Origin of the sequence: Mucilaginibacter metallidurans (genome assembly GCF_003286435.2) — a bacterium.
In the GTDB taxonomy this organism is placed as follows: Bacteria; Bacteroidota; Bacteroidia; order Sphingobacteriales; family Sphingobacteriaceae; genus Mucilaginibacter; species Mucilaginibacter gossypii.
On record NZ_CP043449.1, the window covers coordinates 3505246 to 3530799 of the forward strand.

Below are 25554 nucleotides of genomic sequence, written 5' to 3' on the forward strand. Positions count from 1 at the left end.
AGCATCATACCTTATCCGGAAAGGTATAATAAACCGATTTATAAACACAAGGAACAAGATTTCATTAGGGCTTTTCGACATAGAACGGCCCGGGACTATTTGCAAAATATATTTACCCACATGTATATCAATAAAATTGAAGTTACCGACAAGCGTTTTAATTTAGGCAATGGCGCCGGCTCTGATGCAGTAAACGATTCAACCCAATATGCTTATGCCATTTGCGAACTGCATACCGATAGCAGCGTAAACGGCATTGGCCTGGCCTTTACCCTTGGTGCCGGTAATGACCTGGTATGCAAAGCCATCCAATACCTTTCCGAAACATTAAAGGGGCGAGAAATTGAGGAACTTATGGCCGACTTTGGTTCGGTTTACCGTTCGATACTGGATTCGCCCACCTACCGCTGGCTGGGTCCGCACAAAGGCGTTATGCAATTAGCCCTTGCAGCTATAGTAAATGCATGCTTCGATCTTTGGGCCAAGAGTCGCCAGGTACCGCTCTGGAAACTTTTACTTGATTTAAGCCCGAAAGAACTGGTGGCAACGCTCGACCTAAACTACCTTGAAGATGTATTGACTGTTGAAGAAGCAGAAAACATTTTAAAGGGCAATTTTACAGACCGAACATTACGCAATGGTGTTTTACAAACAGGTTATAAGGCTTACGATACATCAGTAGGCTGGTTTAACTATTCTGACGAGAAGATCAAAGAAAACGTAGCACGCGCCATTGACCGGGGATTTACCGCCATGAAGTTAAAAGTTGGCTCAAATGATCCGCAACGTGATATCCGCAGGGCAAAGCTGGTTAGGGCCGAAGCCGGTGATAAAACAACTATTATGCTGGATGCCAACCAAAAATGGAACCTGCCTCAGGCCATCTCCATTTGTAAAGAACTGAACAGCATAAACCCTTACTGGATAGAGGAACCCACTCATCCTGATGATGTCTTGGCGCATCAAACATTATCTAAAGAAATTGCGCCCCTTAAAATCGCTGCGGGCGAGCATATCCCTAATAAAATCATATTTAAAAACTTTTTGCAGGCCGGCGCCATGGATTTTTGCCAGGTTGATTGCGTGCGGGTTGGCGGTGTATCCGAATTTTTGACGATAAGCCTGCTGGCAAAAAAGTTCGGTATCCCTGTTGTACCGCATGTGGGCGATATGGGGCAGATCCATCAGCATTTGGTATTGTTTAACCATGTGGCTATTGGACACGAAAACTTATTTTTGGAACATATACCGCATTTGGCCAAATACTTTAAAAATCCGGCCAATATTAGCGGGGGCTATTACGCCGTACCTGCCGAAGCAGGCAACAGCAGCGACCTTGTAACCAGCTAAAAACCAAAAATGAACCAATTATTAAATAAAGTAATATTTATTACCGGAGGTGCATCGGGCATTGGCTTGGCCTGCGCCGAAGCCTACATCCGTGAGGGAGCAACCGTTTTTATAATGGATGTAAATGAACGCGCCCTTTATAAAACGCTTGACCGTTTTGGCGGCAATCATGAAGGTATTCCGGGCGATGTATCAAAAGCTGCGGATGTAAAAGCAGCCTTCGATGCGATAAAGAAACATTATGGCAAGCTCGATGCTATTCATAACAATGCAGCTATAGCCCATCCCTCAAAACCGGTTGATGAAACCGAAGAGGATGAATGGGATGCGCTGATGAGCATTAACCTCAAGAGCCTGTTTTGGACAACCAAGTATGGCATCGCTTTGCTTAAAGCATCAAAAGGTTGCATTTTGAATACCAGCAGTATGGCCGGAGATATTGGGCAAAGTCTGCATGCTGCTTATACAGCAACCAAAGGCGGCATCAATGCCCTTACCAAATCAATGGCGCTTGATTATGCACAATATGGCATAAGGGTAAATGCTGTTTCGCCGGCGGGTGTGTGGACCCCATTGCTTAAACAATGGGCCGCCGAACAACCTGATCCCGGATCGATAGAAAAATACTTAAACGATATCCATGCCTTAGGCTACTGCCCAGAGGGCGATGTAGTAGCAGATGCCGCAGTTTTCCTGCTTTCGGACGCGGCCCGGTTTGTAACCGGCTGCATTATGCCCGTAAGCGGTGGCGCCGAACTTGGATACAGACGATAAAACAAGATCTTAACCATGAACAAAACCAACGGTAATACATCAAAATACCTGGCTCCGCTGCTGATAGTAATGAGCCTGATGTTTTTCTGGAATTTTAGCCGTAATATCAACGATGTGCTTATCCCACACCTGAAACGGGCATGCCAGCTAACCGACCTGCAATCGTCACTTATCCAGTCGGCATTTTTTGGGGCTTATTTTTTGATGGCCTTACCTGCGGGGCGCTTTATTGAAAAAATGGGTTACAGGGCAGGAATGCTTACCGGTCTAATTCTGGCCGCTATAGGGGCTGCCATATTTTATCCGGCAGCAACCACCAGGTATTATCCTGTGTTCCTGCTGGCTTTATTTACCATGGCGTCGGGTTTTGCTATACTGGAAGTTACCGCTACCCCCTACATATCAAAACTCGGCGATCCGAATTATGCCTCAAGCCGGCTAAGCTTAGCTGCAGCCGTTGGTTCAATGGGCGCTACCATAGGGCCCTTCATCGGCTCCAAATTTTTATTGCATGAAAAGGATATTCCTGCAAACCTTATCAAATCCTTTAGCCCCGAACAACTAAAGACGTTTTTAAACAACGAGGCGCATTTGGTTATCCCACCCTATCTGACACTGGCTGCGCTATTTATTGCCCTTTGCGCGGTACTTTATTTTTTGAAATTGCCGGTTATACATGAAGGCAACAACCGTCAAAAACTATCGGGAGTATTTAAATTCAGGCATACTATGCTGGGCGTATTAGCAGTTTTTGCCTATTTGGGTGCCGAAGTTGGCGTGGTGAGTTTTATCATTAGGTATACAAAGTCCTTAAATATTGCAGGTATTACCGAGCAAAAATCGGCCCTGTTTATTACACTTTACATGGCGCTGGTTTTAACCGGGCGCTTGCTGGGTGCGTTTTTGCTTAAGCAGGTTAAACCCAATAAAGTGCTTACCCTATGCAGTATTGGCGCTTTTATACTGATACTGGTATCGGTGCTTACAGGTGGTTACCTATCCATAATTTCACTGTCAATAGTAGGACTGTTTACCTCGGTGATGTATCCTATCATTTTTACACTAAGCATTAAAAACATTGGCGATTACACCAAAGTGGCTTCGTCATTGCTTATTATGGGTGTGGTAGGCGGCGCCATTATCCCGCCAATAATGGGCTTGATATCAGACCAATCAGGCATCAGGATGGCATTCATTGCACCACTGGTGTGCTATGTGTACGTACTATATTACGGAATTAAAGGCTATGTGGTAAAAAACAAAACTTATTCGGATGAATCGGAAGAACCACAGTTGACAGTAATAGGACACTAACCTACCAATTAAGCTTACGAAGTTTTAAGTACTTCGTAAGTTTCTGAAAGTTCGCTGCGCCTAATGCTTCCATGAACCATCAGCAATGAACCACGAACTAAAAGTAACCAATACCATATTGCGCAACTTTTTGCGTTTCAATATTATTTTGTTGTGAAAACCACACTTAATACAACTAAATTGTTTCAGCAAGTCATTTTTTACTCAAAATCAAAAAACCGATGTCAAAATAGTATCGAAACAAATCAATTTATGTACAATTTATTGCTAATACCCTCCATATTTTTACCCTTGATTATAAACGCCAGCTACTAAAAGTTTACAAAACATTTTTTAATCAAAAACCACAATCCCAAAAAAGGACGAAGTTTTTGAAGTGGAATTTTTATATCCAAAATTGAATGATTAAAACTTTACTAATTACGCTATTATTTGGGTTCACGGCCGGTATTGCCTCAGCACAAAACCATGAAAATGTGAGTGCGGGCAATGCCCCAGCCGTATATGCCATTCAACATACAGCTAATGATAGCTGGAAGGGTTTTGAACGTGTTAATATTGCTATAGGCACTCACAAGGCCTACTATGTAAAACCTAAAAAGGCGCTTGAAGGTAACCCTTGGGTGTGGCGGGCTTCATTTCCTGACTGGCATACCGATATTGACAGCATCCTGCTAACCAAAGGCTTTCATGTAGCTTTCGTAAATGTTGATGATCAATATGGCAGCCCCTATGCATTGCAGGTTTGGGATGCTTTTTATCAGTATTTAACAGCTAAACAAGCTTTCGCTGCCAAAGTTGCCCTTGAAGGCGTTAGTCGTGGCGGTTTATATGTATATGGCTGGGCCAAACGCAATCCTGATAAAATTAGTTGCATTTATAATGAAGCCCCTGTTTGCAATATTCAAAGCTGGCCGGGAGGTAAACTAAGTGCCCCGGGCGATGCCGCTCTGTGGAAACAGCTGCAACAGGTGTATCACTTTACCGAACAACAAGCCCTTGATTATAAAGACAACCCTATTGATAACCTTGACGGGCTGGCTGCCTTTAAGGTACCAGTTATGCATATTATAGACATTAATGATAAAGTGGTACCCAATGCCGAAAACACCAATATCCTTGCTCAACGTTATATCGCATTAGGCGGGCCGATGATGATATACCCGGTAACTGCCGGTCCGCAGGAGTTGAACGGGCACCACTTCCCTATCGAAAATCCCGGGCACTGGGCCGATATGATCATAAGCTACAGCTATCCTGTAAAAAAAATGCTGCCATATACCGATTACTTTATAACCCGTAACGGCTTGGCCAACAGTCTTAGTGTATTCAGTGCGGGCAAGAAAGCTACAGTAGCTTTTTTAGGCGGATCAATTACCTATAACCCCGGCTGGCGCGAAAAGATAAGCCGTTACCTTACCGAGCGTTTTCCCGCAACCAGTTTTCATTTTATACAAGCCGGCATCCCCTCGTTAGGTAGTGTACCGCATGCATTCCGTTTACAGCGGGATGTGCTTGATTCGGGCAAGGTTGATTTGATGTTTGTTGAAGCCGCGGTAAACGATAAAGTGAACGGACTGGACAGCCTTACCGAAGTACGGGCGCTGGAAGGAATTGTAAGGCATGCAAAAAAAGCCAATCCGCTGATTGACATCGTCATGATGTCATTTGTTGATCCGGATAAGATCAAAGATTACAACAATGGCAAAATCCCGATGCAAATCAAAAATCACGAATTAATTGCAGAAAATTATGGCTTGCCATCCATTAACCTGGCCAAAGAGGTTACGGATAAACTTAATAACCATGAATTTTCATGGCAATATGATTTTAAAGACTTGCACCCAGCCATTTACGGACAGGAACTTTACTTCGCCACCATAAAAAGCCTGTTCAATTCATGTTTTAACAAACAGCAGGCTGCTGCTACTAAAGCAAATCACTTGCCCAAACCGCTTAACGCGCTTAACCTCAATAATGGCCGCTATTACAGCATTCAAAACGCAAAAAATTTGAACGGATGGGCCATTAATCCCGATTGGGCACCCAACAATAACCTGAGCACCCGCGAAGGTTTTGTACACAAACCAATGCTTATTGCCACAAAACCGGGCTCATCATTAACATTGCCATTTACCGGCACCGCTATAGGCATAGCCATTGTATCCGGGCCTGATGCAGGAATCATCAGCTACAATATCGATGGTGGCATTGAAAAAAAGATGGACCTGTACACAGAGTTCAGCTCATGGATTTATCTGCCCTGGTATGTAACCTTTAGTACCGACCTCAAAAAAGGCCCGCACACGCTCAGCCTGAAAATTGAAACCGATAACAACAAAAACAGCAAGGGGAACACGTGCCAGGTAGTCTATTTTTTAACCAATTGATTTTTTTAAAAAACAGCAATACGCTGTAAACGCAGCTCAAAACTTTTAATTGTCAACTTAACATATCTAAAAAATGATCAAACCTTTTACCAGTGAAAAAACCTTTTACCATCTGCGCATTTAAACGGCGCCTGAAACCAATAAACCCATCAACCAAATCTCAAAAATAAAGAACCATTATCAAACCAATTTTTATGAAAGAATTTTACCAACGGATCAAAAACCGGCGGGAGCCTAGACAGTTTCACAGGCCTGCACCGGGTTTTTATTACTTTGTATTATTACTGCTGAGTTTTATCTGCTCAGCCCAATTTACGCACGCACAAAGTAAGGTAACTGTTACCGGCCTCGTGACCGACACACTGGGCGGCAAAATTGCAGGTGCCAATATTGTGGCTGTCAACCGCAAAAACCTGGGCACTACTACCGACGTTAACGGCAAGTTTGTGATAGATGCCGAACCCGGTACTATCCTTAAAGTATCGTACGTAACTTTTATTGATCAAACCTTCACCGTTTCGGCCGGCAAACTGGTAGTAAACATTGTACTTAAAGAATCAAAACGAGGCCTCGATGAGGTTGTAGTATTAGCTTACGGTAAAAAAGAACGCAAGGAAGCCGTGGTAGGTTCGGTAACCACCGTTAAACCCGCCGACCTGAAAATACCCGCCAGTAACTTAACCAATGCACTTGCCGGACAGGTTGCAGGTATCATCGCCTTTCAGCCAAGCGGCCAGCCAGGGCAGGATAATTCCAGTTTCTTTATCCGCGGTGTAACCACTTTTGGTTACAAAAAAGATCCGCTTATTTTGATAGATAACGTTGAACTTTCCACAACCGACCTTGCCCGCTTACAGGTTGACGATATCGCCAGCTTTTCAATACTGAAAGACGCAAGTGCTACTGCACTTTATGGTGCGCGTGGTGCCAACGGTGTAATTTTAGTAAGCACCAAAGAAGGTAAAATTGGCAAAGCCAAGATCAATGTACGTGTGGAAAACTCCATATCGAAATCGGCCAAAACGCTGCAGCTGGCCGATCCTATTACTTATATGAAGCTGTTTAACGAAGCTACCATAACCCGCGATCCGTTAAGCCCGCTCCCCTTCTCTCAAAATAAAATATTAAATACCGAAGCAACGCTCAGTAATGCGCCCGGTAGCAATAAATATGTTTACCCTGCCGTGGACTGGCTGGATATGCTTTTCAAAAAACGCACAGCTACGCAGCGTGCAGATATGAGCGTAAGCGGTGGCGGCGACGTAGCCCGCTACTATGTGTCAGGCTCATACAATGTTGACCATGGCATTTTGAGGCAGGATATTGCCAACAATAACAACAACAACGTAAAGTTTGAAAATTACCAACTGCGATCAAACGTTAATATCAACTTAAGTAAAAGCACCGAGCTTATTGTAAGGCTTGCCGGTTCATTCAATGAGTATAATGGCCCTCTTACTGCCGATGCTTCATTTTCGACCGATCTTTATAACGTTGCTGTACACACCAGCCCGGTATTGTTTCCTGCTTATTTCCCTGCCGATTCCGCCAATCGTGATGTTAAACATATCCTGTTCGGTAACGCCGCGCCAGCCAACGCAGGTTCAACGTCAAACGCCATCGCGTACAATAACCCATATGCGGCGTTATTGCGCGGCCATAAAAACTATTCAGAATCAAGGTTATCTGCTCAGCTGGAGTTAAATCAGAAACTGGATTTTATAACTGACGGATTTAACTTTCACGGCTTATTCCATACCAACAGGTATTCATACTTTCAGTCGCAAATGGGTTACTCTCCATTTTACTATAATGTAAATACCTACGATAAAGCCACTAATAAATATACTTTAACCTGGCTTAACCCGCAGCCAACCGGCAATAACGTAGCCACAGAGTACCTGAGCTATTACCGCGACCCAAGCACCGATAACCTGAATACCTACATCTATTTCCAGGGTGTATTGGATTATAATCACGCATTTGGCAGTCATAATCTGAGCGCATCATTGATAGGTACGCGCCAGCAAACAGTTTATTCAGCAGCTAAAGATCCGGTACTTGACAGGCCAACCCTTCAATACTCGCTGCCTTACCGTAACCTCACCATTGCAGGCCGCGCTACTTATTCATTTAAAAGCCGCTATTTTCTGGAATTTAACTTTGGGTATAACGGCACCGAGCGCTTTTCGGCCAATCACAGGTTTGGTTTCTTCCCAACCATTGGCGGTTCATGGATCGTATCTGACGAAAAATTCTGGGGACAGGGGATTTATGATGTTATCTCCCGCATGAAGGTGAGGGCCAGCTATGGTTTAGTAGGTAATGATGCCATCGGTTCACAACGTTTCTTCTTCCTTTCGGATGTTAATCTTAACGGCGGCAATCCTGCCTACTTCGGTACCTTTAACGGTTACAGGCGCGAGGGCGTTTACATTAACAACTACGAAAACCCTAACGTAACCTGGGAAACATCGCGCCAGCTAAACCTTGGCCTGGAGTTCACCATGTTTAAAAACCTCAATGTAGTAGCCGAGGTTTACAAATATCACCGTTATAATATTCTTCAAACACGCAGTTCGCTGCCAACAACACTGGGTCTTGAGGCACTTGACCAATATGGAAACCCAAATGTTACTGCCAATATAGGCACGGCCGATACAAAAGGTATCGACCTGCAAATGGATTATAAGGCCGCTATAAACAAAGATGTTTGGCTGCAGGGTCGCGGCAACTTTACCCTGGCAAGCAGCAAATATGGCAACTATGAAGAGCCTCAGTATAAAGAAGCTTACCGTTACCACAAAGGCCAGGAAATAAACAGGCAGTACGGTTACATTGCCGAGCGTTTATTTGTTGACGATAATGAAGCCAGAAACTCTCCGTCACAGATCTTTTCAACCAATGGCATCCCTCCGGGTGGTGGCGATATTAAATACCGCGACTTAAACGGCGACGGTAAAATTGACGGCGCCGATCAAACTTTTATTGGTTATCCAACAGTGCCCGAAATTGTATATGGCTACGGCTTATCAGCAGGGATCAAAAACTTTGACATTTCCTGCTTTTTCCAGGGCCAGGCGCGTGTATCGTTCTTTATTGACCCCAGCCGTACCAGTCCATTCATTCAAAGCCCCGATCCATATATCTACGGCAATACACAGTTGATCAAAGCTTTTGCCGACAGCCACTGGAGCGAGGAGAACCAGGATTTATATGCAACCTATCCAAGGTTAGGTGTAACCGGAAACCAGATCGAAAACAACCGTCAAAACAGTACCTGGTGGATGCGTGATGGTAGTTTCCTGAGGCTTAAATCGGTGGAGATAGGTTACTCATTACCGCCATCTATTTTAAAACGCTTAAATGTTACCAAATGCCGCATCTACTTTAACGGCCTTAACCTGTATACATGGAGCGCCTTTAAACTTTGGGACCCTGAGCTTGGCGGTAATGGTTTTGCCTACCCAATACAAAAGGTGTTCAACTTAGGCATCAACGTTAACCTATAATTTTTTACAAATCAATACTTAGTATTATGAAACAATATTATAAACTTTTATTACTGGTAGGGCTCCTGGTTTCGGGCGCATCATGTAAAAAATACCTTGATGTAACACCAGATAATACAGGCACGCTTGAGTACGCGTTCAGAAACCGTAACGAGGCCGAAAACTACCTGTTTACCTGCTACGCAACCTTACAGCAGTTTTATGACCCCACTTCAAACATAGGTTTCACCACATCATCGGAAATCATTTATCCCAACAACCTCACCAATCACCCGCTTAATGAAAATGGCTTTAGCCTTATCCGTGGCACGCAAAACAGCGCAAGCCCAGGTGTGAACTGGTGGGATGGCGAAAATGGCGGGCAGGCATTGTTCCGTTCTATCCGCAGGTGTAACATCATGCTTGAAAACATTGACAAACCTATTGACCTTTCACCAGCTGAAAAAGCAAGGTGGATAGCCGAGGTAAAGTTCCTTAAAGCATATTACCATTATTACCTGTGCCGCTTGTATGGGCCGGTACCACTGGTAAAAACCAATATCGATATTACGGCCAGCACCGAAGAGGTAAGGGTAAAACGCTCGCCGGTTGATTCGGTATTTAACTATTGCGTACAATTACTGGATGAGGCTATTCCAGATTTGCCGCCGGTTATCACCAACCAGGCAAAAGAGCTTGGCCGCATTACCCAGCTAACCGCTTTATCAATTAAAGCCGAAATGTTAGCCACTCAGGCCAGTCCCCTTTTCAACGGCAACCCGGACTACGCCAGCATGAAAAACAAAGATGGCCAGCCTTTATTTTCAAGTACTGCCGATCCGCAAAAATGGAAACGTGCCGCCGATGCCTGTAAAGCTGCCATTGATGCCTGCGAAGCCAACGGGCTTAAACTTTACACCTTTGTCGCACCACCTACAGTTGGTTCCCTTTCAGATCAGTTGCGTAACGAGCTAACCATTCAAAACGCGGTTACCGAAAAATGGGATGTAAACCCCGAACTGATCTGGGCATTAAACCCAACCTTTCCATGCCAGGGCTATGCAACACCGAGGTTAACGCCAAAATCGGCAGTTAATATCTTCTCAAATCCGTCAACATTCGCTGTTCCGATTTCAACACAGGAGCTTTTTTACACTGTTAACGGCGTACCGTTAACAGAGGATAAAGATTATGATTATGCCAACCGCTTCGCCCTGAAAACAGCAGGCGACGCCGATAAATACTATATAGCTCAAGGATATACAACTATCAACGAGCATTATGGCCGCGAAAGTCGCTTTTACGCTAATATTGCTTTTGATGGCAGCATCTGGTATGGTAACGGCATTTACAACCAGGACCAGGCTTACCATGTTGAAGCACGCGGTTCGGGATCACTGGCCGGCCCAAAAGATTTGAACACGCTAAACATCACCGGCTATTGGCCTAAAAAGCTGGCCAATTACCTTTCAGTTTATGATGATGGATTTCAGCCTATTGAATTTCACCTACCGCTGATGAGACTTGCCGGTTTATATCTCTTATATGCCGAAAGCCTGAACGAGGCAAATGGCCCAACTGCCGATGTCTACAACTACATTGACAAGGTAAGGGCAAGAGCAGGTTTAAAAGGTGTGTTAGAGTCATGGTCAACCTATTCAAAAACTCCGGGCAAACCAACAACTAAGGAAGGATTACGGGATATCATACACCGTGAACGTCGTATTGAACTATGTTTTGAGGCGCAAAGCGGGTGGGACCTTCGCCGCTGGAAAGAAATACAAAATGTATTGAGCGTACCACTGCAGGGTTGGAATATTTATGAGTCTGAAGCTGGTAACTACTACAGGCCACACACCGTGTTAACGCCGGTTTTCGGGCTAAAAAATTATTTCTGGCCTATAAAGGATAATGACCTGATAGTTAACAACAACCTGGTACAAACCACCTACTGGTAGGCGTCCTCCCCATTTACAAATGAATTAATTCAACATAAATAAGAATTATGAAACGCATTAAAAATTATACGATAACAACGCTGGTGCTTGCAGTCGCGTTGTTTATAGCGTGCTTAAATTCATGCAAAAAAAACGACGGGTACGTTAAAGAGGTTTCGACCGATATGAGCAAGCCTGCCGTGGTTACCAACGTAAAAGTTAAGAACTTTAACGGCGGTGCTTATATTACATACGATTTGCCAAACTCAGACAACCTGCTATACGTGCAGGCCGAGTATCGCATCAATGATAAAACTACACGCCAAACTAAATCGAGCTATTACTCAGATACCGTTACGGTTGATGGCTTTGCCAAAAGCCAGGAATATGAGGTAACACTGTACTCGGTGAGCCGGGCTAACGTAAAGTCAGATCCGCTTGTAGTTAAAGTACACCCTGATACACCTTTTTACAAGCTTATCAAACCAACATTAACTATCACATCTGATTTTGGCGGCGTAAACATCAAAGCTATGAACCCCAACCAAAAGGACATTGGCGTAATTTTATTGGCTTTTGATAAATCAACGCAGGCATTGGAGGTTGTTGATCAGCATTATACCAAAGTTGACACTATTAATTACTCCATAAGGGGCTACCCTGCTGTACCGCAACAATTTGGGGTATATGTTACCGATAAATTTGGCAATATCTCTGATACTACTGTTGTAAACATCACCCCAATATTTGAAACGCTGCTGGATAAGAGCAAGTTTTCGGTATACAAAACCCCTACTGATAGCCCTACAGCTTATGGTTGGGAAGTGCCTTACCTATGGGATAACAAAACCGACGGCTACTCAAACGGTTGGCACACTGCTCCGGGAGCGCCCGCTCCAATACAGGTTACCTTTAGCCTGGGTGTATCGGCACAATTAAGCCGCTTTGTATTATGGGAAAGGCCAAATCAGTATGCCTACGCGCATGGTAACCCTAAAGATTTCAGCATTTGGGGATCAAACGTTAATGCACCGCAGGATATAAGGCTCCCTGATTATGCTCCTGTAGGAACTGTAGTTGGCGACTGGGTTAATATCGGTAACTACCATTATCCAAACCCGCCATCGGGCCTTACACCTGGCTTCACCAATGCTGCCGATGCTGACTTTGTTGCAGCAGGGGTTAACTTTAATATCCCTCCGGGTTCAACACCTATTAAGTACTTCCGCTTCATGGTGCATGACACATGGTCAAACGGCGACTTTGCCCACATGATGGAACTTTCAATTTATGGTAACCCACAATAGGTATTAACTCATTTAGATTAAACGAACATGAAAAATATTGTCAGAATAGCTGCTTTCTGTTTGCTTGGATACCTGTTGTATGGTTGCAGCAAGCAAGACACACAGTTTGAATCATACTTAAACGGCCATGAAGTTAAGTATCCGGGCACAGTGGCCAATGCCCACTCCCGCCCCGGAAATTTACGTGCCGCCCTTACCTGGAACCCAAGCTCCGATCCCAGCATAACCCGTTACGTGATATACTGGAACAATAAGGCTGATTCAATCATTTACAATTCCACCAACCATAATACGTCGGATAGTTTAACCGTTGTTATACCAAACCTGAACGAATACATTTATTCGTTCACAGTTTTCTCCTACGACTCCAAAGGCAACCGCTCTATTCCGCTTGATATCAACAATGTAAGAGTTTATGGGCCTATTTACCAATCGGGCTTATCAAACAGGGGGTATAATGTTACCAATCCATATGGAATTAGTGCCGATGGAAAGCTCACACTTAATTTCTTAAAGGTTGATACCAGTGCTCATAATGTGTTCACAAACATAAAATACACTAACAAAGCCGGGAAAGAAAGTTTCGGAAAACTTAGTGCTGATAGCATGTCGGTTACCCTTGCAGACTATAAGGCGGATACGAAGATCCAGTTCTTATCAGCCTTTAAACCAACGGTAAATGCACTGGATACTTTTTATGTAGCTAACTATGAGGATTTCCCAACCATTAATTCTGTTGCTGTTTGCGATAAAAAACTATTCAAAAAAGTTTATTTAGCCAATGACGCTAAGCCTTATGAGGGAGATACCGACATTGACAGGCTTTGGGACGGCAGTACAGGACCGCAGGGCTTCCCTAACATTTTCCATAGCGATGGCAACGGTCCGCTGCCTGTAGTTATCACTTTTGATATGGGCGCACTGTACAAAGGCCTGGTAGCTATTGAAGAAACCGGCCGTAACTGCTGCCACAACCCTGATGATTTTGAGGTATGGGGCATAGCTGACATTACCAATGCAGCTACCACCCTAAAAGCTAATGATGCTGGCTGGACTGCCGAATCTATTTCCAAAGGCTGGAAACTGCTTAAAGAGATTAAAAGAACCGACGACGGCAGCGCGCCATTAAAGGTAAACTTCGATCCTAATCCTCCGGCGGTACGTTACATCCGCATCAGGATCAAACACAACTCAAACAACGAGGGTAATTACACCAATATGAGCGAACTTACCTTCTGGAATAACGCACTACTATAATAACACCCCAATGACCGGGCTGCCTTGCGGCCTGGTCATATTTTAAAAAGCATAAAGACGAAGACTTCTATAATGTTCACCCCAAAAATTCCGCAATGAAAAAACCGGCAATTATTCTCCTGTACCTGTTTTCTATAATCAAACTCAGCTTTGCTCAGCAGGCTGTTACTGTGAAAACACCCAAAGCGGTTTTGGATGATTTTATGACCAAACGCTTCGGCATGTTTATACACTTCGGACCGGTAACCTTACGCGGTACCGAAATTGGCTGGAGCCGCAACAAAGAAGTAGCGCAGGATGATTATGATAACCTGTACATGGAGTTTAATCCGGTTTTATTTAATGCCGATGCTATAGTAAAAGCAGCCAAAGATGCAGGCATGAAATACCTGGTAATCACTGCCAAACATCATGATGGCTTTGCCTTATGGCCATCAGCATTTACCGACTATAACATCAGCAAAACGCCGTATAAACGCGATATGGTGGCAGAACTGGCCACAGCCTCCAAAAAGCAGGGCATGTTTTTTTGTATCTATCATACTGTGCTCGACTGGCACGACCCTAACTATCCTATCCACAACCCTTACGATTCGACAAAGAATGTAAAAGGCGATATGGTAGCTTTTAAAACGCAAATGAAGAATGAGTTGAAAGAACTCATCACCAAATACCACCCCTACCTGCTTTGGTTTGATGGCTACTGGGAAAAACCCTGGACCAACACCGACGGTCAGGAAATTTACAAATTCATCAAAAGTGTTGATCCAAACGTTATTGTGAACAACCGATTAGGCAAAGAAAGCGAAAAACTGAACGATCAATCAGTAGGTGATTATCTCACCCCTGAACAGCGTATCGGTCAGCTGAATATGAATGAGCCATGGGAAAGCTGCATCACCATTTGCCAGCAATGGGCGTGGAAACCTAATGATAAAATGAAAACCGTGCAGGAGTGTATCCAAACACTGGTAAAAACAGCCGCCGGTAATGGCAACCTGCTGTTTAACGTTGGGCCAATGCCCGATGGCCGAATTGAAGCGCGCCAGGTTGAAACCCTACAGCAAATGGGCTTATGGTTAAAAAAATACGGTGAAAGCATTTATGACACTAAAGGCGGGCCCATTGCTCCCAATGATAACTATGCTGTTACACGCAAGGGAAACAAGATCTATTTGCACGTATTTCAGAAAAAAGGTGATAAAATTGTGCTGCCTAACCTGCCGGGTGTTAACATAACCAATGCCTACGTACTGGGCGGGACCAAAGTAAATTATAAACCGGATGCCACAGGCTATATCATTGATTTGCCGCAAACCTTACCCGATGCAAACAGCAATGTTATAGTATTGGAACTGAACAAAAACGCCGAAGAGATCCCCGTAATTGCCGCAGGTAAATAAAATTAGAACAGAAAACCTAATTAACATAAACATGCTAAAAAGAACGCCCCTGCTAATAACTGTAATGATAACAGGTATTACAACGTTTACTCACGCACAAACAAAACAATTAAAACTTTGGTACAAGCAGCCGGCGCAACGCTGGGAAGAAACTGTTGCCCTTGGCAATGGTCGCCTGGGGATGATGCCTGATGGCGGTGTTACTGCCGAAAAAGTAGTATTGAATGATATCACCATGTGGTCAGGCTCATCGCAGGATGCCAACAATTACGAAGCTTATAAAAAATTGCCTGAGATCAGGAATTTGCTTGCAGCCGGTAAAAACGTGGAGGCGCAGGCTATCATCGATAAATCATTCGTTTGTACCGGCAAAGGATCGGGCGGAGTGCCTTTCGGTTGCTTCCAGGTGCTGGGCGACTTGAACCTAAACTACCAATACAAAGGCATTGAGGGTAAAGACGTAAAATACGATAACTACGAGCGTGAGCTATCATTAAACAACGCGCTGGCCAAAACCACTTACCAGGTAAATGGCGTTACTTACAAACGTGAGTACTTTACCAGTTTTGGCGATGATGTAGACGTGATTAAACTAAGTGCCGATAAACCGGGAATGCTTAATCTGAGCATCAATATCAGTCGCCCGGAGCGCGGCGTTACTTCAGTAGAAGGTAATGAGCTTGATCTTACCGGTCAGTTGGATAATGGTACCGACGGCAAAGGCGTAGCTTACAAAGCAAGGGTAAGGGCGCAACTAACCGGCGGTTCATTAAGCAGCACCCCTACTTCGCTGGTTATTAAAGACGCAACCGAGGTGATCCTTTATATATCGGCGGGTACAGATTTTAAGAATCCGCAATATCTCAGCAAAATGGACGGCGCACTGAAGGCCGCTATGAAAAAGCCTTATGCTTTGGAAAAAGAGCAGCATATCGCCAACTTTCAGAAACTCTTTAACCGCGTAAAAGTTGATCTTGGTGCTTCAGAAGCAGGTAAACTAACTACCGATCAAAGGCTTATTGCTTTTCATACCAACCCTGATGCGGATAAAGGCCTCCCTGTTTTATTTTACCAGTTTGGCCGCTATTTGAGTATTTGCAGCACTCGGGTTGGCTTGCTACCACCAAACTTACAGGGTTTATGGGCTAACGAAGTACATACCCCATGGAACGGCGATTATCACCTGGATATTAACATTGAAATGAACCAGTGGCCGGTTGAAGTTTCCAACCTGTCAGAACTGAACCTGCCCCTTGCCGACCTGGTTAAAGGGATGGTACCACATGGCGAAAAAACTGCCAAAGCTTATTACAATGCCGATGGCTGGGTAGCACACGTAATTACCAACCCCTGGGGCTTTACCGAGCCTGGCGAAAGTGCTTCATGGGGTGTTTGTAAAGTTGGTTCGGGCTGGTTATGCGACAATCTGTGGCAGCACTATGATTTCACCGGTGACAAAAACTACCTGAAACAAATTTATCCGATACTGAAAGGTGCCGCCCAATTTTACAACAGTATGCTGATCAGTGATGCCAAAACAGGTTGGTTGGTCACCTCACCTTCATCATCGCCCGAAAATAGTTTTTATCTGCCCGATGGCACACATGCCAGCATCTGCGTAGGTCCAACTATCGATAATCAGATCATCCGCCAGTTGTTCAACAATGTGATCACCGCAAGTAAAGTGCTGGGTAAGGATGAAGTTTTCAGCAAAACATTGGCTGACAAAGTAAAAAAACTGCCCCCTCCGGGTATTATAGCCAAAGACGGCCGCATCCAGGAATGGCTGGAAGATTACAAAGAAACCGAACCGCAACACCGCCACGTATCCCACTTGTATGGTTTATTCCCTGCATCTGAAATAACTCCGGAAGCTACTCCCGGCCTTGCCGAAGCCGCTAAGAAAACATTGGAAGTACGTGGCGACGACGGCCCAAGCTGGTCTATCGCTTACAAAATACTATGGTGGGCACGTTTGCATGACGGAAACCGCACTTACAAACTATTTAAAGAGTTGATGAAGCCAACCATCAAAACCGATATTAACTACGGTGCAGGCGGCGGCGTATACCCTAACCTGCTATCGGCCGGTCCGCCGTTCCAGATCGACGGTAACTTTGGAGCAACAGCCGGTATTGCTGAAATGCTGATCCAGAGCCATGCAGGGTTTATTGATTTTATTCCTTCTATCCCTGATGCATGGAAAGCACAGGGCGAGGTTAAAGGCCTTAAAGCCCGTGGCAATTTTACCGTCGATATGAAATGGAAAGATGGTAAAATAATCTCTTACAAAGTAACTTCCCCTACTCCGCGCCTGGTTAAGGTGAAAATTAACGGACAAATTAAGAGCGTTATGGCCATTAAAGCATAGACAATTTTATTCATAATATAAGGTATCTACTTCCCGGATGCCACATTGTTTTCAAAGCGTACTTTATGATTTTGAACAAAACAATTGTGCGTTTTAAATACAAGATGACTTAGAAATCAAATAACCTAAAATTCATGCGAAATTTCTTTAACCGCTTTATAATTGCTGTGCAGTTGTCCGGCTTGCTTTGCGTTTGGCAGCCGGCAATTGTTTCGGCATCAACCAAAACAGGCACTGTTCAGCCGGCCCAACAAGGCATCATATCATTTTCATATAGCCCGGCCAGCAACATCAGCTATGACCAAAAAAACGGCACTTTTTCTGTTATCGAAAACGGAAAAACTGTACTGAGCAATTGCTATAGCAAGGCAAACGTCAACGGAAAATTTATTACTTCAACAGCATACAAAACCACTGCTTATGCCAAAACCTTAATAACCGACGGCTTTGGCAGAGGTGTACAACATACTTTCACCCTAACTGGTAATAATTTGCCAAATATGGTGCAGGTGTTTTATACTTACCCATCGCATAAAGGCTACTTTTTTGTGGAGCTTTATATTGAAGGCAAAAACCTGAAAACAAATTACATGGAGCCAATAGCTGGTAATATGGCAGCAATACCCGGCGATGCCCGTTCGGTATTTGTGCCTTTTGATAATGATACCTTCATTAGCTATGATTCCAAAGTGTTTAAAGCACCCTTAATTAACACCAGCGCCGAAGTAGGGACTGTTTTTGATAACAATAGTCGCAAAGGCCTGGTGTTTGGATCTGTAGAGCATGAAATCTGGAAAACAGGTGTGCGTACCATCGCCAAAAAAGATAGCGCTAACACCTTTGAAGTATGGGGTGGCTATACTGATGAAGCTGTAAACCGCGATAAAATTACTCACGGCTACATCAGTGGCAATACAGTTAAATCGCCTAAAGTATTTGTTGGCTGGTTTGCCGACTGGCGCAATGGTATGGAAGAGTTTGGTAAAGCCAACCGTATTGCCGAACCACCTTACATTTTTAACTGGACAAAGCCTACCCCTGTTGGCTGGAACAGCTGGGGCGTTATGCAGGAAAAACTCAACTACGATAAAGCTATCAAAGTAGCGGATTTTTTTGCCGATAGCATCCCTGCATTTCGCAACGGCAATACCGCGTTTATTGATCTCGATTCGTTTTGGATAATATGATTAGTGGTGGCTGGGAAGGTGACTTTGGTAAGCTGAAGTCTTTTGCCGATTACTGTAAATCGAAGGGTTTGCAACCCGGTGTGTACTGGGCACCATTTACCGACTGGGGCTGGAAAGGCGGCCCCGACCGCAAAGTTTTAGGCAGCAACTACACCTACGGCGAAACCTGGACTAAGGTTGGTGACGGCTATCACGATATTGATGGTGCCCGCGCCACAGATCCAACTCATCCTGGCACCTTACAACATATCGATTATGTAATTGGCAAACTAAAGGCATGTGGTTTTAAAATGATCAAGATAGATTTTTTAGGCCATGCAGCAGCCGAATCAAGCCATTTTTATGACCCTAAAATCACTACCGGCATGCAGGCCTATAAAAAAGGAATGGAACACCTGGTTGACCAGTTGGGTGATCAGATGCTGGTTTATGCGGCCATTTCCCCCAGCCTGGCAACTGGGCGTTACGCGCATATGAGGCGCATTGCCTGCGATGCTTTTAAAACTGTAAAAGATACCCGCTATACCCTCAACAGCGTAAATTACGGCTGGTGGCAAACTTACTTATATAATTACATCGATGCCGATCATGTTGTACTTTCAACCGAAAGCGAAGGCGCTAACAGGGCAAGGATGCTCTCGGCAGTTGTTACAGGAACGTTCATAACAGGCGATGACTTCTCTACCCATGGCCGGTGGAGCGACCGGGCGAAAGCTATGTATCAAAACCCTGAAATTTTAAAAGTTGTACAAAACGGAAAAGCTTTCAGACCGGTTGAGGGTAACACCGAAACAGGTACAACCGAGCAGTTTACGCAAAAAATTGGCAACAGCTTTTACCTGGCCCTGTTTAATTATGGTGAAACTGATAAAGTTTATACTATCGACCCGAAAAGGATTGGTATGGAGGCCGGAAAAGCAGCAAATGCGAAATCGTTACTGCAAGGTACTAACGTAAACACAAAAAGCGTTTTAGTAAAAGCAGGAGATGCTGAATTATTAAAATTTGAATTGAACTAATAAACACTGCAAAGGCGCCGGCAACAGATTCCCCTTTAATCGCCGGACGCCTTTTGAGGGGATGAAACCCTGTATCGTTTTTAACTGTTCAATTTAACCGATTTTGCCCGTTTGCATGCAAGCGGGCATTTTGATTTTTTGGCGTTCATGCAGCATTTGTTTTTGTGTTTAACGCCCGCAATGTTAGTCTTTTCTATCTGGAGCGAAGTAAAAAACAATCCGCCGGTAACGGCCAGTATGGTAAAAAATTTCATAGCAGTAGGTTTTAACTTAGAAGACGATGTTTTTTTGCGAATGTTACAGTAAGGAAGGCAAATGTTGATTTTCGCATATTTTTTTAACAGGACCATCATTCAATGTCATTGCGAGCGTAGCGCGGCAACCGCACGGAAGCATATCCGCCCTGTATAACATGCGATTACCGCGCTACGGCAATGACATCATTTTTATGTTGTCCTCATCCTCCTACCCTCAAAAACAAAAAGTCAGTGACCTCGCGTTACTGACTTTTTCATTAACTATTAACTGACCAAATATCCTTAACAAAAAACTATCTGGTATTGCAAACATAGTGTGTTAAATACGTGCTACATGTGTGAAAAGCACCATCTTAACACAAAAAGAAAACTCTTATCATGCTGATTGTCTGTATTTTAATGGTGTTATCTTATAATGCGTGCGAAATAACCTAATGAACGAACTTGGGCATTCAAAACCTACCATGCCAACCACTTCATTTACAGGATAACGGGTATCCTTCAGGAGCATTAATGAACGTTTTAAACGCAGCTGGATCAAAAACTGGTGCGGGGTTAAACCAAAAGCCTGCTTAAAAGTGCGCAACAAGTGATTAACCGAAAGGCAGGCATGTTCGGCAAGATCTTCAAGGCTAATGTTTTGGTTATAATTACTGTACAAGTACTCTTTAGCCAGGTTAAGGCGCCGTAGGATCTCAACCCTGGTACCCTGGTTTAAAAAGTCGAGTTTTTCTGCTTTTTTACAGATCTCATCATTATAAATATGAAAATAATTGATAAGCGTATGGTGCAGGTATTCGTTGATCAGCATTTCATCCTGCATACCATTGTCTAAGTGTTGTTTCAGGTGAAATACGTTGTATTTGATATCGCCCGCAAACGGATATATAGTTTCATTAAACTCGGGCTGTATTTTGCCGTTATCATAGCCTTTAGTTAACAAAGTGTCATTGTCAAAGGTCCAGCAATCTTTAAAATCCTGCAAAAACTGCTGATCAAAATTGATGGCAAATGATTGTACCTGCTGCCCCAGATCGGTATCGGTTGAATATTGTGTACCCCTGTTCAGGATCAGGAACGAATCGGGATATATGGACAAATGCCTGCGGCCAATATCATAACGTTCATTACCGCTTAATACAAAGCGAAGGCTTAAATCTGAAGTATACTGCGGCCCCTGCCTCTGGCCGCCGGTGCGGCTTACAATCTTGTTGTTGTTGCGTAATACTTTTGAATAGTCCATTGTGATATGATTTTATTGTTCGTTATAATTTCTTTCTTCCAGTAACATAAATTTGTTCCCCGCCGGGTCTAAAAATTCGGCTGCCAGTCCGGCCGGTAAATACGCAGGCGATTTGCAAAAAAATACGCCAGCCGTACGAAGCACATGATAATCGTTTAAACAGTCGGGAGTGTTAATGATAATATTACTCTTATCACTGTTGCTGTCATTATTAGTTACAAGCAACGCCACATTTAATTTATCCGACTGAATCACCGTGCTTTCCCTGCCTTCGTAAAATGTCATTGTACCTGTTATTTTGAAACCTAATTTTTGAGTATAAAAATCAATTTGCCCCTCAAAGTCGGCTGTATACACAGGTATATATTTCAATTTCATTTTACAGTAGCTAACGGAAACCAGATTTTAATGATGGAAACCAACCTGTTAGCCAGGGGCAGCAAACAGGATAATTTTTGAAGCGGGTTTACAGTAGCCGGTCAGTTAAAACTACTTAACATATCAAAGGTACTTTACCTGCGGGGGATAGTATCCCCTATTTGGGGATTTGTGAATTAGTAGGGCTGGATTTTCAAAGCGATCCGTGAGGACACGGATCGGGAAGGAAAATAATTATTCATCCCTGCGTTCGTGTCCCCACGAACGCCTCTAAGCCTATATCAGCTTATTCTGCCTTGCCAGCTTTATAGCATCAGCGCGGGAATTTACATCAAGCTTTAGGTAGATATTCTTGATATGGCTACGTACTGTTTCCAGGTCGATGAACAATTCATTGGCAATCTGACCACGGCTTTTGCCCTCGCCAATTAATTCCAGGATCTGGGTTTCTCGCTTAGATAAGGGCGATTCCTGATTTTTTTGAAATGAGCGGATTACCAGGCGTGCAATGTTGATACTCATAGGGCCGCCGCCTTCACGTACTTCTTTTATCGATTCGATGATCTTGGTTGACGGGGTGTTTTTTGTAAGATAGCCCGATGCGCCATTGGCCAGCGCATTAAAAATCTGCTTTTCAGATTCGTAAACAGTTAGAATTAGGATATAGCAGTTTGGCAAAAGCTTTTTTAATTTGGGTATAGCGTCAATGCCGTTAACTCCGGGCAGCTCTATATCCAGCAGGATTACATCGGGTTTATCCGCAGCTATTTTTTTAGCAGCCTCGTCATATGAACAATAGGTACTGATCACATCATAGCCCTCGGTAGCACCAATTAAAAAGGCATAGCCATCGCGCAGGGTTTCATCATCCTCAATAATACTTACCTTAATGTTACGGGCCATGCTTAATTGCTTAACTGATTTTTACTAAACTTTAATGTTACTGATGTGCCTCTGCCTGTTTCCGAATTAATGAGCAGTGATGCGTTGATCCGTTTTGCGCGGGCATTAATGTTATTGATCCCCCGGCCGCGATGAGCTGCGCTGCTATCAAACCCTTTACCATCATCGGTAACCCGGAGTGCTATCGCGCTTTTATCGCTCTGATCAAGCTCAAAAACTACCTGTCCGGCATCGGCATGTTTAAGGATGTTATTTAACAGTTCCTTAAATATCATGGTGATATTACGGCTGTATTCCATAGGCAGTTTTACCAGCTGTATATCTTCATCAACGGTAGCAAACTCAAAATCAACCGGTACATCATGAAAAACCTCTATCCCTATTTCGCGGATATGGTTCAGGGTTTCATATAAGTTATCACTTTTAGGGTCGAGCGCCCACAGGATATCCTTTGTACCGTTGTATAGTGATGCCGCGTTTTGCTTTATTTGATCCACAATTCCGCGCTGATCCGCTTGCTCTTTATCTATTTTGGCATTTAGTATTTCTGATAAGACGGTGATCCGGGTTAATTTGTTACCCAGATCGTCATGAAAATCTTCGGCTGTTTGCTGGCGGATCTTTAATTTCTCTTCCCGCTTCATGGCTTCAATTGCCTTTTGACGTTTTATTTTACGCTGATGAACTAAATTTTGTACCCCGAAACCCAGCAGAACTAAAAATATAATGGCTAATAACCTGAAGGTAAAAGTTTGATAAAAAGGCGGAATGATCACAAAACTGAAACTGGCCATCTTCGGCGATACCTGCCCGTCGGGGCTTATGGCTTTTACCTTGAAAGTATATGTACCGGGCGGCAACGAAGGATAATTGACCACATTATTGCGCATGGGCGAACTAAAAGCACTATCCAGCCCCACCAGCTTATACTGGTAAGATACCGCGTCTGGATTTTTGAGGTAAACACCAAGAAAAGATATCGATAAATGATTTTGATTATGTTTAAGCTCGGCCCAGTCATTAAGGTCAATTGAAGAGCGTTTTTCGCCATCCTCCTTCATCAACTGTACCGATTTGATGAACACATGCGGTGGCGGCGCGGGAACCATTTTTGTCATGGTATTATACACCATAACAGCCTTGGTGGTACTTATCCAAACCTCGTGCCCACGGTGCATAATAGCGTTTTGGTTGGCCTCTACCACTGGCTCCTTTGAGCCTATGTTATCAATTACCCAAAAAGTTTTCTTTGCAGGGTCATATTGCATCCGGTTAATTCCCTTACCGGTACCCATCCAAAGGCGGCCGCGTTCATCAGCAGCAAGGCTGTAAATACTATTGGCTTTGAGCCCGTCATCAACATTATAAATATTTACCGCCCCGGTTGTCATATCCCAGGTGTATAAACCGCTATCATCTGTACCAACCAGCAGCAGGTCGCGATATCGGATCATGCTGTAAACAGCCGTTGCCGGGAAAGATTTAAGTTTAAACCCCGAAACTATCTTTTTATTTACAGCAAGCATAACACCGTTTTGGGTGCCTATCAAAATAGAATCGCGCCCCAGGCTAAGCATTGCGGACGAATAAGGAGGAATACCTTCTAATTGTTTCAGCCCGCCGTTTTGGTAGTAGAAGCTGCCCATTGACGTGCCCAGCCATATAGTACCATTATCATCGGCAGTAATAAAATTACAGGCAAAAGATGAACTGTTTTTTACCTGCCTGAAACCCTTTTTATCATACTGCCATAAACCGGTTTGCCCGGTACCAATCCAAACAGTGCCGTTTTTATCCGTATATAAACTCTGCACACCCTTTAAATATGGCGAACCGGTTGGTACAGGTACTTCGCTGGTTTTTTTTCCGTCATATCGCAAAAGACCGGCTCCATCTATCCCCATTAAAACATTTTTGTTCCAGTCTTCAGTCACCGACATTACTATTTTTGATTCGGGGATACCCTGTGTACGATCAAAAACGGTATATCTGTCGCCTTCGCAGCGGTAAAGGCCATTGCCAAGGCTGCCCAGCCACAAGTTTTTATCTGCATCAAAATAAATATCAGGGACAGAGTTATCGGTAAGTCCGTTTGATGAGTTATAGTGGATCACACCATCATTCATAATACAATAGGCTCCATTATCGGTACCCAGCCAAATATTGGCATCAGCGTCCTGTTCAATGCACAATAACTGACCTTTTATTTTTCCGGTAATATTTTTTGCATCCAGTGGTTTAGCCATACCATTCCTGGCGCATAACAAACCTGAGCGGGTTAGAAGATAAGTTTTGCTTTTATCAAAACGGTCGAAAAAAATCCTTTTGATAATTTGCTCACTATATTGGGAATCAATATCAATTACATGCTCCCATTTTTGCCCTTTAAGGCGATATATACCCTTTTTGTAAACAGACACATATAACGAACCTGCACTATTAACAGCCAAACTGGTGATAAAAATATCAGGATCATCATTAATAGGGACATGCTGCATCTTATCATTTTTTACCCTAAACAGCATCCCTGCAGCTGTAACCCAGATAGTTCCCTCTCCATCCTGGGTTATGTTACCGACAAAAGAGCGTTTAACCGGTATATCCGGTTTATACTTTATAATCCGCCCATTATAAAGCCTTGCAAGCCCGTTCATTGTACCGAACCAGGTACAGCCCCCCTTATCCGAAAAAATGGTTGCAACATAGTTATCAGGTAAACCTGTTAAGCGGGTATAAGCCGTAAAATCCTTTCCATCAAAACGGCAGGCGCCACCAAATGTACCTATCCACAAACGATGATCGGTATCCATGGATAGCTTGTTTATTTGCGACTGGATGAGCCCATCCTCAATATCATAGTGCGCAAAAATGTATTTCTGTGCATGGGCCCGGCCTGTAAACAATAGCATACCTGCCAGGAAACACAAAACCAGATAAACGGGGAAACGCGATAGCTTATTCAATTAAAAACAT

The 25554-nt window shown here is 43.7% G+C and carries 17 protein-coding genes; 12 read left to right on the plus strand and 5 right to left on the minus strand.

Features of this window, described 5'->3' with window-relative positions; all coding sequences use genetic code 11:
• Window positions 1-120 precede the first annotated feature (120 nt).
• The 12 genes from DIU38_RS14880 to DIU38_RS14935 all read left to right on the plus strand — a co-directional run bounded on the left by DIU38_RS14880 (window position 121) and on the right by DIU38_RS14935 (window position 19800).
• Window positions 121-1350, plus strand: coding sequence for an enolase C-terminal domain-like protein (locus DIU38_RS14880; RefSeq protein ID WP_112655417.1), 1230 nt, complete (start codon window positions 121-123; stop codon window positions 1348-1350).
• A 9-nt stretch (window positions 1351-1359) separates the two neighbouring features.
• Entirely contained in the window at window positions 1360-2124 is a 765-nt protein-coding gene (locus DIU38_RS14885) for an SDR family NAD(P)-dependent oxidoreductase (RefSeq protein WP_112655419.1), read from the plus strand.
• A gap of 15 nt (window positions 2125-2139) precedes the next feature.
• Entirely contained in the window at window positions 2140-3438 is a 1299-nt protein-coding gene (gene fucP, locus DIU38_RS14890) for an L-fucose:H+ symporter permease (protein WP_112655421.1), read from the plus strand.
• A gap of 401 nt (window positions 3439-3839) precedes the next feature.
• Window positions 3840-5828: an SGNH/GDSL hydrolase family protein gene (locus tag DIU38_RS14895; RefSeq protein ID WP_112655423.1), complete on the plus strand. Its 1989-nt coding sequence runs from the start codon at window positions 3840-3842 to the stop codon at window positions 5826-5828.
• A gap of 194 nt (window positions 5829-6022) precedes the next feature.
• Window positions 6023-9340: a SusC/RagA family TonB-linked outer membrane protein gene (locus DIU38_RS14900; RefSeq protein ID WP_112655425.1), complete on the plus strand. Its 3318-nt coding sequence runs from the start codon at window positions 6023-6025 to the stop codon at window positions 9338-9340.
• Window positions 9341-9366: 26 nt separating this feature from the next.
• Entirely contained in the window at window positions 9367-11277 is a 1911-nt protein-coding gene (locus tag DIU38_RS14905; RefSeq protein WP_112655427.1) for a RagB/SusD family nutrient uptake outer membrane protein, read from the plus strand.
• 47 nt (window positions 11278-11324) lie between these two features.
• Window positions 11325-12563 carry a DUF5000 domain-containing lipoprotein gene (locus DIU38_RS14910; RefSeq protein ID WP_112655429.1) on the plus strand — a complete coding sequence of 413 codons (1239 nt, stop codon included), beginning with the start codon at window positions 11325-11327 and terminating at the stop codon, window positions 12561-12563.
• Between the two features lie 27 nt (window positions 12564-12590).
• Window positions 12591-13820 (plus strand): DUF4998 domain-containing protein, encoded by a 1230-nt coding sequence (locus tag DIU38_RS14915; RefSeq protein ID WP_112655431.1) that lies wholly within the window; start codon window positions 12591-12593, stop codon window positions 13818-13820.
• Window positions 13821-13915: 95 nt separating this feature from the next.
• Entirely contained in the window at window positions 13916-15223 is a 1308-nt protein-coding gene (locus DIU38_RS14920) for an alpha-L-fucosidase (protein WP_112655433.1), read from the plus strand.
• Between the two features lie 31 nt (window positions 15224-15254).
• Window positions 15255-17594: a glycoside hydrolase family 95 protein gene (locus DIU38_RS14925; protein ID WP_112655435.1), complete on the plus strand. Its 2340-nt coding sequence runs from the start codon at window positions 15255-15257 to the stop codon at window positions 17592-17594.
• A 134-nt stretch (window positions 17595-17728) separates the two neighbouring features.
• The gene (locus DIU38_RS14930) at window positions 17729-18781 is read left to right on the plus strand and encodes a hypothetical protein (RefSeq protein ID WP_149354107.1); all 1053 of its coding nucleotides are present in this window, start codon (window positions 17729-17731) and stop codon (window positions 18779-18781) included.
• A complete protein-coding gene (locus DIU38_RS14935; RefSeq protein WP_149354108.1) occupies window positions 18769-19800 on the plus strand; it encodes a hypothetical protein in 1032 nt (343 codons plus the stop codon). The genes DIU38_RS14930 and DIU38_RS14935 overlap by 13 nt, the downstream gene beginning before the upstream one ends.
• An 80-nt stretch (window positions 19801-19880) precedes the next feature.
• Here the strand turns inward: DIU38_RS14935 and DIU38_RS33100 are convergent, their stop codons facing one another.
• From DIU38_RS33100 to DIU38_RS14955, 5 genes are all read right to left on the minus strand, one after another.
• Window positions 19881-20054 carry a hypothetical protein gene (locus DIU38_RS33100; protein ID WP_167516190.1) on the minus strand — a complete coding sequence of 58 codons (174 nt, stop codon included), beginning with the start codon at window positions 20052-20054 and terminating at the stop codon, window positions 19881-19883.
• 379 nt (window positions 20055-20433) lie between these two features.
• On the minus strand, window positions 20434-21300 hold the full coding sequence (locus DIU38_RS14940) for a helix-turn-helix transcriptional regulator (protein WP_112655441.1): 867 nt from the start codon (window positions 21298-21300) through the stop codon (window positions 20434-20436).
• 12 nt (window positions 21301-21312) lie between these two features.
• On the minus strand, window positions 21313-21678 hold the full coding sequence (locus DIU38_RS14945) for a VOC family protein (protein WP_112655443.1): 366 nt from the start codon (window positions 21676-21678) through the stop codon (window positions 21313-21315).
• A gap of 276 nt (window positions 21679-21954) precedes the next feature.
• Window positions 21955-22581: a response regulator transcription factor gene (locus DIU38_RS14950; protein ID WP_090524105.1), complete on the minus strand. Its 627-nt coding sequence runs from the start codon at window positions 22579-22581 to the stop codon at window positions 21955-21957.
• Window positions 22582-22583: 2 nt separating this feature from the next.
• Entirely contained in the window at window positions 22584-25544 is a 2961-nt protein-coding gene (locus DIU38_RS14955; protein WP_146750439.1) for a ligand-binding sensor domain-containing protein, read from the minus strand.
• Window positions 25545-25554 lie beyond the last annotated feature (10 nt).